Genomic DNA, 12,118 nt, shown 5'->3' with positions numbered 1-12,118 from the left:
CCGCTGAAATCAATCGCTTTTTACGGCGTTTATCCATCAATTATTCGAGCGGGGACGAATCGATGCTCGTCGGCAAACGAGTAAATCAGGTCATATACTGAGATCGTGCTTCTCGGCTCCCGTCGGGATGTTTCCCCCCAAAAACGTCGGTCGGCGGCCGAGAGCGTTGATGTCATCGAGGATCACCCATGACTAGTCAGACGGATGATCGAAGCGCAGCGCATGAAAGAGTGTTGAGCGCTACCCGCCTGCACCGCTTGCTGAACAGGCTGGGGTGGATGATTCCGCTTATCGTCGTGGTCGCCATTCTTGGCGTCGGCGCCGGTTTTTATTTGCTGCAGGCCAAACCCTTGGCAAGAGCCAACGCACTGGCGCGCGAGCAGGTGGTGGCTGAAGACGTCAAGGCTCGGCTTGCGAGCATGATCGGCCAGATCGAGCGTGGCTTGCTGACTACCCAGGAATGGGCGCTGGAAGGAGTGCTGGCGGTGGATGAACCGGAGCAGTTCAACCGGTTGTTGATCCCGCTGATTGGCAAGTGGCCGATCGATGGTGTCTGGCTGGTCGACGACGGCGACCGCGCATTGTCGCTGCAGAAAACGACCTCTGGCTGGGCCAATCGTCTCTCCGGCATTCCGGGGACGGGACGGCAGTACCGGTGGCTGCGCTGGATCGATGCAAATTCCCTGATCAGCGATGAGTGGAAGGAAGATGACTGGAACCCGCGCGAACAGCCATGGTACATGGGCGTCATGGCGCTGCCGGAAATGGAAGCCTTTTGGAGCGCGCCCGAAATTCTTGCCGCGGGCAACGAGCCGACGATGGCCGTATCTGTTCGTTGGCGGGACGGCCGGACGGGGCGCAAATGGGTGCTGGCGTTCTCGGTCGATTTGATCGAACTCTCGCGTTTTACCTCGCAGCTTGGCATTGGCGAACACGGCCAGGTGGCGTTGCTGACCGCCGACGGGCGCGTGCTTGGCCTGCCGCGCCATCGCGCATTCGAAAGCGACGATTCGATCAGAAAATCCATTCTCCAACAGCCAACGGCGCTCGGGCTGCCGGTGCTTGAGCAAGCGTTCCAGTTGGACATGAAGAGAAAACTGGCCGGCGTGAACGGCGGGCATCACGTTGCGGTCGTTCCGCCGGATGAGAGCGGTGACGGAAAGGAATGGCTGGTCAGCGTTCAGCCGTTTGTCGTGCATAACCAGAGTTTCCGTTTGGTGACCATGGCCCCGACCGGTGGCTTTGCCGCCGTTTCCATGCAACTCGGCGCTGCACTCGTTACCGTCATGCTCGTCATCGGCGTGTTGGCCGCCACTGTATCCCGTTTTACGGTTGTCGCCGTCCGGCGCCCGCTGACCGGGTTGTTCGCCTCGATCGAGCGTGATCGTATGGAAGCCGAGCATCAGGTCGAACGTCGCAATATCGTGGCCGCCATCACGTCCCGCATGCAACGGGCGCTCAATCCGCAGGAACTCGCCGTCGCCTTGCTTAGCGAACTTGCGCCGCGCCTCGAATTGGGACAGGCCATTTTCTGTCTATGGGACGACGATGCCGAGGAGTTGCGCATCGCCGCCAGTTATGCGGACGGTGGTGGCGTTATCGAGGACATGCCGCTTGCCGGAGGGGCGCTTCTCTGGCAGTGCGCCAAGGACCGCACGCCGACGGTGATTCATGATCCGGGTCCGGATTATCTGCGGATTCGTTCCGGCCTGGGCGACATGGTGCCCGCGACGGTTGTGATCCAGCCGGTGCAATATGGGGGCCGTCTCTTTGCCGTCGTGGAACTGGCCGGACTGCGCGACTTCACGGAAAACGACCGTCTGTTGCTCGCCGATCTCGAACCGATCATCGCCATGAATCTCGATATCCTGCTGCGTGCGGAAAGGACTGCCTCGCTGCTGGTGCAGACGAATGCCGATGATGAACGCAATCGCTTGATCCTTGCGGCGGTCGGCGACGGCATCTGGGGAATGGACGTGGAAGGGCGCACCACCTTTGTTAACCGCACCGCGCTCGAACTACTCGGCTACACAGAAGACGAGGTCGTGGGCAGAAACATGCATGAACTGATCCACGCGCGCTATCCCGATGGTCGTTCATTCCCGCCTGAGGAATGCCCGATGCGTTTGACCGCTGGCGATGGCGTTCTCAGGACCGTCGATAGCGAAGTGTTCTGGCACAAGAACGGGCGTGCCATCCCCGTCGAATATTCGACGACGGCGCTGCACCACGACGGTCAGATCGTGGGGGTGGTGGTCGTTTTCCGCGACATCAGCGGCCGCCTGGCGGCTCAGCAGATGATGAAAGACAATGAAGCGCTGCTGTGGCAGATTCTCGAAGACAGCCCGGCGGCGGCCGCCATCGTGACCGAAGAGGGGCGCGTCCTCAAGTGCAATCGCCGCCAGGCCGAAGTACTGGGGGTTGCGCCGGATTACTTCGAAACTCACTCGATTACCGAGTTCTGGGTGCATCCGGAGGAGCGGGCCGCGTACGTCGAAGAGCTCAACAGGACGGGCGTCACCCGAAATTACGAAACGCGTTTCCGCCGGGCCGACGGCGTCACGATCTGGGTGGTGGTCAATTCGCGCTGGGTACAGCAAGGCGGCCGGCGACTGCTGCTTTCCTGGCTCGATGATGTGACCCGCCTCAAGGTTGCCGAGGAAAGCGTGCGCCGCTCAATGCATGAGCGCGCGGTTGCCAGTTCGCCGGCTTGTGAAGAGGTTGGCCGCCTTGAAGCGCTGCTCGCCGATTCCGATGCGGCCGCGGTGGAACTTTGGGACAGCCATGCCGAGCGATTCAAGGCCTTGCTTGGCGTTGAAGCGGCCGAGGTCAGCCGTGCCATTCATGACTTCGACTTCGACCGGGCCTTGCGCTGTCTGGCCGAGGCGAAGCGTGCCGCAGGCTCTGTGCCATCGGCCACACCGGAGGAGCCGACATGAAATTGCTGCGGGCCAACCGGATCGTCATTGCTATTTACGTGGTGTTGATGCTGCTCAACATTGCGAGCTTTGTCGTGCTCGACCTCGTGCGGGACGAACAGAATCAGGCCGTACAACGAAAGAGCGTGGCGACGCGTCAGGCCGAGATTCTGGCGGCTGGCTCGAAACGGCTTACGGGTGATATCCGGGCTTTCGCGGCTACGGGCGAAGTGCGTTACGAGAGCGATTATCGGGACGAACTGCGGGTTGAGCGGAGTCGGGAAAAAGCCGAAGCCGCCTTGCGCGAGATGGGGTTGTCCGGACAGGAAATTTCTCTGATCGAAATAGCCAAGCGAAATTCCGACCGCCTGATCGAGATCGAGGAACTGGCGTTTAGCGAACGCAAGCGCGGCAACAGCAGCCGGGCCATCGAACTTGTCTTCGGGGAAGATTACGAACGCGCGCTGACCGGCATTTATGGCCCGGTCGAGCAATTCCGCGAGCAATTGACGCTGCGGCTTGACGACGAACTGGCAGAGGCCGACCGTCGCCTGAATGTGGTGTGGCTGGTGAGCATTGGCTTGACGTTGGCCAACGCCGTGCTGGTCGTTGCCGTTCTCGGCGTCTTCTACCGTTTGCGCGTCATTCTTCCGCTGACGGTTCTCAATCGACAGATCAAGGCGCTCAACGCCGGCGAGGGCGCTGAAACGCTCGGCTATCTGAAGGATCAAAGCGAAATCGGCGAGTTGGCCCGTTCTTTTGCCGTTTATCGCGAGACCGGTGTACAAATTGCGGACGAACAATGGGTCAAGACGCAGCAGGCGCGGATTGCCGCCGAATTGCAGGTCGCCTGCAGTTTCAGCGAACTGGCGAAAAACTTTCTGTCGCAGGTGGCGCCGTTGTTGCAGGTCGGACACGGGGTCTTTTATATCTACGACGACGAGCGTCGCATCCTGCGGCTGATTGCCCACTATGCGTACAACGAGCGCAAGGGGCTCGCGCAATCGTTCAGTTTGGGCGAAGGCCTGGTCGGCCAGTGCGCCCTTGAATTGGCGCCGATCATCATCACCCGGCCACCGCCCGATTATGTGCGCATCTCAGGCAGTCTGGGCGAAGCCGCGCCAGGCGCGATCATGGCCGTGCCTGTTCTGAGCGGGAAACGGGTGCTCGCGGTCGTCGAACTCGCCAGCTTCCGGACGTTCGGCAAACGTGAGCACAGCCTGCTTGAAGCACTCATGCCGACGCTCGGCATGAGCCTCGAGATTCTCGAGCGCACCGTAAAGACGCATCGCTTGCTTGAGGAAACCCAGGAGCAGGCGCGACGGATGGAAGAGCAGGCGGCTCAGCTCGAACAGCAGACCGAGGAACTGGATGCCCAGCGCAATTCGATTTCGGCGCTGCTTGACGAGCAAAACGCGATTTTCGAATCGGTATCGAACGGGATCGCCGTTATCCAGAATCAGATCATCATCAAGGGCAACGACCAGCTCGGCAAGATTTACGGGCAGCCAACGGAGCTGCTCATTGGCGTGCACACCAAGGATTGGTATCCCGATGACGCGTCGTATCGGCAGTCGCTCAAGGATGAGGAAGACATTGCGCGCGGGGCCGTCATCCGGCGCGAGTTGCAAATGCGCCGGGCCGACAGGTCTACTTTCTGGGTGCGTTTGCGCGGGCGTGCCATCGACGTCAAGGCGCCGATGCTCCGAACGGTGTGGACCATCGAGGACATCAGCGATGAGCGCGCCGCCGCGGACGCCATGCGCGAGGCGCGCCAGATCGCCGAGGACGCCGCCCGGACGAAGAGCGACTTTTTGGCCAACATGAGCCATGAAATCCGGACGCCGATGAATGCGATCATCGGCATGGCCCATCTGGCGCAGAAAACAGACCTCAATCCGCGTCAGGCGGACTACATCCGCAAGATCCAGCAGGCCGGGCAGCATCTGCTCGGCATCATCAACGACATCCTCGATTTCTCCAAGATCGAGGCCGGCAAGCTTTCGATCGAAGCGACCGATTTCGAACTTTCGCGCGTCCTCGACAACGTGGCCGTCTTGATCAGCGAGAAAGCCGCGGCCAAAGGGCTCGAACTTATCAACGAGGTGGCGCCGGAGGTGCCGGACGCGCTGATCGGCGACCCGTTGCGCTTGGGGCAGATCCTGATCAACTACTGCAACAACGCCGTCAAATTCACCGAGCGCGGCGAAATCGCCATCAAGGTGAGCAAGCTTGAGGAAACCGAAACGGATGTCCTGCTGCGTTTCGAAGTGCGGGATACCGGCATCGGTTTGTCTGTGGAACAGAAAGACAAACTCTTCCAGAGCTTCACGCAAGCCGATACGTCGACCACGCGCAAGTACGGCGGGACGGGGCTTGGCCTGGCGATTTCGAAGAATCTCGCCTCGCTGATGGGCGGCAGCGTCGGCGTCGACTCGGTTCTCGGCAAAGGTTCGACATTCTGGTTCACGGTGCGGCTTGGCAAGAGCCTGCGCAAGAAAAGGGTGCTTTTGCCCAAGCCCGATCTGCGCGGCCGCCGGCTGCTGGTCGTGGACGATAACGAGAATGCACGTACCGTCTTGTCCGGAATGCTCTCCGGGATGAGCTTTGTCGTCGATACCGTCGATAGCGGCGGGAAGGCGATTGCGGCCGTGCGCGAGGCCGCCAGCGCCGGACGACCCTATTCGATCGTTTTTCTTGATTGGCGGATGCCGGAACTCGACGGTATCCAGACCGGCATCAAACTGCGCGAACTGGGACTGGAACCGTCACCGCACCTCATCATGGTGACGGCGTACGGGCGTGAGGAAGTGATCAGCGGTGCCAAGGCGGCCGGTTTCGAGGATGTCCTGATCAAGCCGGTCAATCCTTCGATCCTCTTCGATGCGGCGGTGCGGGCGCTCGGTGAAACATCGGAGGAGGGCGTTGTCGACCATGGTGAGCCGGTGGCTATCATTGATCTGTCGGCCATTGCCGGCGCCCGGCTGCTCCTCGTCGAAGACAATGAAATGAATCAGGATGTGGCGGTCGAATTGCTGCATGAGGCCGGTTTTGCTGTCGAAGTGGCGGCGCACGGGCAAATTGCGCTCGACATGCTGCAGCAACACGGTCCCGGCTATTACGACGCTGTCCTGATGGACATGCAGATGCCGGTGCTGGACGGTATCTCAGCTACGGTGGAAATTCGCCGCATGCCGCCGTTTGCCGCGTTGCCCGTGGTGGCAATGACGGCCAATGCGATGGAGCAGGACCGGGAGCGCTGCCTGGCCGCCGGCATGAACGATTACGTCGCCAAACCAATCGACCCCGATACGCTATGGCGCGTTCTCCTCAAATGGATTCCGTCGAAGCCGGGTCGTCAGGCGATCCACGTTCAGGCGGAAACGCCTTCCGTAGCGGCGCCGGATCTGCCGCGCCACATCGGCGGGCTCGACGTCGACGCCGGATTGAAGCACGCCAACGGCAAACATGGACTTTACATCTCCATGCTCCGCAAATTTGTCGCCGGGCAGCGCTCCGCGATCAGCGAAATCGCCGCCGCCCTCGATGCGGACGACTGGACGACGGCCGAACGGCTGGCGCATACGCTCAAGAGCACGGCGAGCAATATTGGCGCGACCGGTCTGCCGGTGGAGGCGGCCGCCCTCGAGGCGGCGTTGCGCAGCAAGCAGGCGCGCGAGGTGATTGAAAGCCTCATGGTGGCGCCGACGGCCCAGCTCGATTTGCTGGTGAGTGGAATCTCCGGTTGGTTGCCACCCGAGCCTGAGGCAGCCTCCGGAGGGGCGGCGTCTACACCGATTGATCCGGAGCTTTTGAAAATGATGTTGCCGCGCTTGGCCCGCCTTCTGGTCGATAGTGACTCCGAGGCCAGCGAAGTCTGGGATGCGCAGGCCGGGATGTTCAGGACGGCGCTGCCGGATCATTGGCGCAAAATCGAAATGGGGATACGTCAATTCGATTACGAAGCGGCTTTGGCGGCCCTCCGGGAAGCTGCGGCCACCCAAGGATGGGAGGTCTGACCATGCGCAGGGTATTCGATTGGCTTTTGTGGCTGACCCGGTTCCGCTCTTCTTACCTGATTGCTGTCGCCGTATCGCTGTCGATCGGCTTTGCCGCGAGCGAGGTTTTTCGTCTCAACATGGAGGACGACTTCCGGCAACATTTTCAGGATCAGGCGTGGTTTACCGCAACGAACCTGGAGGCGGAGACGATGAATGGCCTGGCGATGGGTACGGCGGCCTTGCTTGGCTTGAATGAACTGCTGCTCAAGGAGGTGGCGATTGGCAAGCGGCCGCCCGACGACCCCGAATGTCTGAGTCGACTGCGGGCGGCGCGGCTGTTGTTGGGAGCGGACGGGATTCACGTTGTCGATAGTCAAGGTATCGTCGTGGCGCACGAAACGACGCACAAACGCCTGACCGGCACGAGCGTCGGCTTCCGCCCGTACTGGCAGCAAGCCATGCGCGGGAACAAGATTGCTTATCCGGCGGTGGGATCTGACCTGCAAACGCCGGAGCGCGGCCTGTATATTGCAGCACCGATCCGCGGCGCTACGACCCCGGCAAGCGAGCTGATCGGAGCCGTTGTGGTGGAGATTGTCGCCGGCTATCTCGATCACCGTCTCGGCTTGGGTGGTTACCACGCGCTCCTGCTGTCACCCCAAGGCGTTGTTTTTGCGTCTACCGACATGGATTGGTTGTTCCGTACCGCGGGGCAGCCGTCCGCCGAAGCGCTTGAAGAAATCAAAAGGCTGCGACAGTTCGGAAGCGTGTTCGCCGACAGCGGTGCGCCTCGTGTGTTGGCTTTTGATCTCGGCGGCGAGATCGTCAAATTTGCCGGCAAGCGCTATGCCAAGGCCACCGCGCCGGTGCGCTGGAACGATCCGGCCGGTGATTGGTTGCTGGTGATGCTGGGCGATCTCAAGCCGGAAGTGTCGCAGAACGCCCGATGGACGGTCGGTCTCCTGGCAACCCTGATGGTGCTTGCGGTGATGGAACTCATTCGGCGCGCGATTCATTACGAAGCGGAACGTCGCGAGGCTGTCGAGCGCGCCGAGTCGGTTGCCGAAGAATTGGCGGCGGTAGCCCGGCATAAAGCACAACTTTCGGAAATGACTTTAAGTCTCCAGCGGGCGCGAGATCTTTCCTCATTGGCTGACGTTTTCTTCCGTCAATTGGCCGTTTTGATGCCCGTCCATCAAGGGAGTTTGTATTTTGTCGATTACGCCGCGGATGAGGGTGACGCAACCGTCCGACGTGCGGTGCTTCGTCTCGCGGACGGCTTTGCGACGACGGAGGTGCCCGAGACCATCAGTATCGGGGAAGGGCTGCTTGGTCAGTGTGCGCTGGAGCGTCGTGCGCTTGACCTGTCGGACGTCCCGCCTGGGTTTTGGCGGGTCTCGTCGGGCTTGGGGGAATCTACGCCGGGAGCACTTATGGTCTTCCCGATCCTGAACAACGAAGTCTTGCTCGGCGTGCTTGAAATCGCCTCGCTCGAGGGCGACTTCAGTCGTCGGAAGTCTGTGATCGAGAGTCTCCTGCCGGTGCTGGGGATGAATATGGAAATTCTCTTGGCTGAACGGGGTGAGAAAGGTGAAGCGCGCCCGCTTTTTGAACCGGTGAGAGAGTTGGGTGGCGCCTAGCCGCGAAAGGAGAGAGCGGAAATGGAAACGAATCTCGATTTCGTCGATAAACCGATCATTCCGACCGTCCTCGTCGTCGACGATACTCCCGACAATTTGTCGCTGATGAGCTCGCTACTGCGCGATATCTACCGCGTCAAGATCGCCAATAATGGAGAAAAGGCTCTCAGGATTGCACAGTCGGATTCTCCACCGGACTTGATCCTTCTCGACATCATGATGCCGGGGATGGATGGCTATGAAGTTTGCCAGCGCCTCAAGCAGGACGGCGCGACGCGTGAGATTCCCGTGATTTTTCTGACGGCCAAGGCGGAGGTCGAAGACGAAAAGAAGGGCTTGGAACTGGGGGCGGTCGACTACATCACCAAACCGATCAGTCCACCGATTGTCCTGGCGCGTGTCAAAAACCACCTGGCGCTGAAAGCCAGCGCCGATTTTCTGCGCGACAAGGCCGAATATCTCGAAGGCGAGGTAGCCAGCCGAACCCGGGAAGTCAGGGCGATTCAGGACGTAACGATTCTTGCAATGGCGTCGCTGGCGGAAACGCGAGACTCGGATACGGGCAATCACATCCGCCGCACCCAGTTCTACGTAAAGGCCTTGGCCGAAAAATTGAAAAAAAATCCCAAGTATTCATCGGTTCTCAATGACTATTACATTGCGATGCTGTTCAAGTCGGCGCCGTTGCACGATATTGGCAAGGTAGGCATTCCGGACCGTATCTTGCTCAAACCGGCCAAGCTCGACGCGGCTGAGTACGAAATCATGAAAACGCATACGACGCTCGGGCGTGACGCCATTCAGGCGGCCGAGAATCAACTGGGCATGAAGGTTGAGTTTCTCAATTTGGCCAAGGAAATTGCGTATGGCCATCACGAAAAATGGGACGGTACAGGGTACCCGTGTGGTTTGGCCGGTGAGGCAATCCCCATATCAGCACGTTTGATGGCATTGGCCGATGTTTACGATGCCTTGATCAGTCGGCGTATCTACAAGCGACCGATCCCGCACGATGACGCGGTGAAAATGATTTGCTCTGGCAAGGAGGCGCATTTCGACCCTGACGTCGTCGATGCCTTCCTCGAACTCTGCGAGGAATTCCAGACAATCGCACGGCGTTTCGGCGATACGGACGCCGACATGGCGGAAAAAAGGCGGCAATTCGAAATATTTTCCGGGCTTGGCGCGGAGGCGAACCAGAAAGACGCCTGATCGGCGCAGAAATGATCGCAAAAATTCTCCATACGACGGGCTCTGAACTGGCCCCGATCTCAGGAAAAATTTTGGAATATATTCGAGGTGTTGGCGGAGTGGACGGGACTCGAACCCGCGACCCCCGGCGTGACAGGCCGGTATTCTAACCAACTGAACTACCACTCCAGCTTCAATACAACTTTAGAAACAAAACGCTGCCGATGAAAAGCAACTTCTTGTATTCTTGGCGTCCCCACGGGGATTCGAACCCCGGTACCTACCGTGAAAGGGTAGTGTCCTAGGCCTCTAGACGATGGGGACCTAGACTGTTTTTATTACTTACTACATAAGTTGGCGGAGTGGACGGGACTCGAACCCGCGACCCCCGGCGTGACAGGCCGGTATTCTAACCAACTGAACTACCACTCCAGCTTCAATACAATTTCAGAAACAAAATGTTGCCGATGAAAAGCAACTTCTTGTGTTCCTGGCGTCCCCACGGGGATTCGAACCCCGGTACCTACCGTGAAAGGGTAGTGTCCTAGGCCTCTAGACGATGGGGACCCGGACTATTTCTTTCGAGGCTTTGGTGGAGGTAAGCGGGATCGAACCGCTGACCTCTTGCATGCCATGCAAGCGCTCTCCCAGCTGAGCTATACCCCCTCGCTCGAAAGAAGGCCGAATTATAGAGAGCTATAACGAGCTTGTAAAGTGTTTTTTCATTTTTTTTGTTGTTGAGTCGGAAATACGGATGGGGTTTCGTCTTTAGATGGTCTGGGCGACGGCCAGGCGTTTAAGAACGAGTTCGCGCGGGAAGAGGGTGATCAGTGCGTCGACCGACGGAGTTTGTGCTTGTCCTGTGAGTAGAACCCGTAGCGGCATCGCCAGTTTCGGCATTTTCAAGCCATGTGCGCCAATGCAGTGCTTGATCAGGGCGTTAATTGCCGGCGCCTCCCAGCTGACTTCAGCGATTCCGGCAACAAAGTCTCTCAGTGCGGGAAGTGACTCGGGCGTTAGGTGCTGCGCCAGGATTTCGGGGGTGGGCGTCAGGTCGATATAAAAGACCTCGGCCGCATCAGCCAGTTCGTTGAGGTTGGTGATGCGCTCCTTGTACAAGGAGATGATCGCTTCCAGCGACGGGCTTTGGGCAACTGTTACGCCTCGTGCTTCAAGGCGAGGTTTGACCAAGTCTGCCAGTCGGGCATTGTCTGCCTGCTTGATGTAATGAGCGTTGAGCCAGTTTAGTTTTTCGGTATTGAACTGGGCTGCAGAAGGAGTTATGTGGTCGAGATCAAACCAGCCACAGAATTCGCGCATCGAGAAAATTTCATCGTCACCGTGTGACCAGCCCAGGCGTGCCAAGTAGTTGAGGACGGCTTCAGGGAGGTAGCCGTCCTCATGGTATTGCATGACGCTGACGGCACCGTGCCGCTTCGATAGCTTTTGGCCATCGTCGCCGAGAATCATCGAAAGGTGCGCATAAAGCGGGACTTCCGCGTCCAGCGCCTTGAGGATGTTGATCTGGCGCGGGGTGTTGTTGACATGGTCGTCTCCGCGGATGACATGCGTGATGCGCATATCCCAGTCATCCACAACAACGCAAAAGTTGTAGGTAGGGGTTCCGTCTTGGCGGGCAATAATGAGATCGTCGAGTTCGCTGTTGGCGATTTCGATGCGGCCTTTGACCAAATCGTCCCAGCCGACAACGCCTTCCGTTGGGTTCTTGAAGCGTACTACGGGTTGTACGCCGCTCGGGGCGGGCGGTAGTGTCTTTCCAGCTTCCGGGCGCCATGTGCCGTCGTAGCGGGGTTTCAGGCCTTGGGAGCGTTGTTCATCGCGCATCCGGTCGAGTTCTTCCGGTGTTGTGTAGCAGTAATAGGCAGTGCCGGACGCCAGCATTTTTTTGATCACTTCTTTGTAGCGATCCATGCGTTGCATCTGGTAGAAAGGGCCTTCGTCATGTGTCAGGCCTAGCCAGTTCATGCCATCAATGATCGCCTGAACTGCCTCCGGCGTGGATCGCGCAACATCGGTGTCCTCGATGCGAAGGATGAATTGTCCGGCGTGATGGCGAGCAAAGGCCCACGAGAACAAGGCGGTGCGCGCGCCGCCAATGTGAAGATAACCGGTTGGGGAAGGAGCGAAACGGGTGCGAATCATGATGGTTGGCCAATAAGCAAAAGCGTCATTTTAATGGATGCGTTGCCCGGTAAGTATCGTTGTGTGATTGCAGACAACTATTCGTGTGGGCAGATTGTTTACTCTACAGGGCAATCGCATCAAACCTACCCGAGTCCAAGGATGGACTCCCGGTAGGCATCAGAGGAGGCGGCGAGGATTCTGCGCGTATGAATGCCAGCCTTTC

Annotated in this window: 5 protein-coding genes and 5 tRNA genes; 4 read left to right on the top strand and 6 right to left on the bottom strand. The window is 59.0% G+C overall.

Features of this window, described 5'->3' with window-relative positions; all coding sequences use genetic code 11:
* Window positions 1-188: 188 nt before the first annotated feature.
* The 4 genes from GH659_RS09870 to GH659_RS09855 are packed head-to-tail and all read left to right on the top strand — an operon-like array spanning window position 189 to window position 9,771.
* Complete coding sequence (locus GH659_RS09870; protein ID WP_153111239.1) at window positions 189-2,939, top strand: PAS domain S-box protein; 2,751 nt, start codon at window positions 189-191, stop codon at window positions 2,937-2,939.
* Window positions 2,936-6,937, top strand: coding sequence for a response regulator (locus tag GH659_RS09865; protein ID WP_153111238.1), 4,002 nt, complete (start codon window positions 2,936-2,938; stop codon window positions 6,935-6,937). The genes GH659_RS09870 and GH659_RS09865 overlap by 4 nt, the downstream gene beginning before the upstream one ends.
* Window positions 6,938-6,939: 2 nt before the next feature.
* Window positions 6,940-8,559, top strand: a complete 1,620-nt coding sequence (locus tag GH659_RS09860) for a GAF domain-containing protein (protein WP_170285866.1) — start codon at window positions 6,940-6,942, stop codon at window positions 8,557-8,559.
* Window positions 8,560-8,580: 21 nt separating this feature from the next.
* Window positions 8,581-9,771, top strand: coding sequence for a response regulator (locus GH659_RS09855; RefSeq protein WP_153111236.1), 1,191 nt, complete (start codon window positions 8,581-8,583; stop codon window positions 9,769-9,771).
* Window positions 9,772-9,862: 91 nt separating this feature from the next.
* On the opposite strand, the gene GH659_RS09850 is transcribed toward GH659_RS09855, so the two are convergent.
* The 6 genes from GH659_RS09850 to gltX all read right to left on the bottom strand — a co-directional run bounded on the left by GH659_RS09850 (window position 9,863) and on the right by gltX (window position 11,913).
* Window positions 9,863-9,939, bottom strand: a tRNA-Asp gene (locus tag GH659_RS09850).
* Between the two features lie 59 nt (window positions 9,940-9,998).
* Window positions 9,999-10,074 (bottom strand) — tRNA-Glu (locus tag GH659_RS09845).
* A 31-nt stretch (window positions 10,075-10,105) separates the two neighbouring features.
* Window positions 10,106-10,182 (bottom strand) — tRNA-Asp (locus GH659_RS09840).
* A 59-nt stretch (window positions 10,183-10,241) separates the two neighbouring features.
* Window positions 10,242-10,317: transfer RNA gene (locus tag GH659_RS09835), tRNA-Glu, on the bottom strand.
* A gap of 23 nt (window positions 10,318-10,340) precedes the next feature.
* A tRNA-Ala gene (locus tag GH659_RS09830) sits at window positions 10,341-10,416 on the bottom strand.
* A gap of 102 nt (window positions 10,417-10,518) precedes the next feature.
* The gene (gene gltX / locus GH659_RS09825; RefSeq protein ID WP_153111235.1) at window positions 10,519-11,913 is read right to left on the bottom strand and encodes a glutamate--tRNA ligase; all 1,395 of its coding nucleotides are present in this window, start codon (window positions 11,911-11,913) and stop codon (window positions 10,519-10,521) included.
* Window positions 11,914-12,118 lie beyond the last annotated feature (205 nt).

The organism is Propionivibrio limicola, from assembly GCF_009469695.1.
Classification (GTDB): Bacteria; Pseudomonadota; Gammaproteobacteria; order Burkholderiales; family Rhodocyclaceae; genus Propionivibrio; species Propionivibrio limicola.
This window is presented reverse-complemented; position numbering and strand designations above follow the sequence as displayed.

What these genes read in the sequence shown, in the direction of transcription:
- GH659_RS09855 (WP_153111236.1), top strand. Translation starts at nt 8,581, where the DNA reads ATGGAAACGAATCTCGATTTCGTCGATAAACCGATCATTCCGACCGTC.
- gltX (WP_153111235.1), bottom strand. Translation starts at nt 11,913, where the DNA reads ATGATTCGCACCCGTTTCGCTCCTTCCCCAACCGGTTATCTTCACATT.
- GH659_RS09870 (WP_153111239.1), top strand. Translation starts at nt 189, where the DNA reads ATGACTAGTCAGACGGATGATCGAAGCGCAGCGCATGAAAGAGTGTTG.
- GH659_RS09860 (WP_170285866.1), top strand. Translation starts at nt 6,940, where the DNA reads ATGCGCAGGGTATTCGATTGGCTTTTGTGGCTGACCCGGTTCCGCTCT.
- GH659_RS09865 (WP_153111238.1), top strand. Translation starts at nt 2,936, where the DNA reads ATGAAATTGCTGCGGGCCAACCGGATCGTCATTGCTATTTACGTGGTG.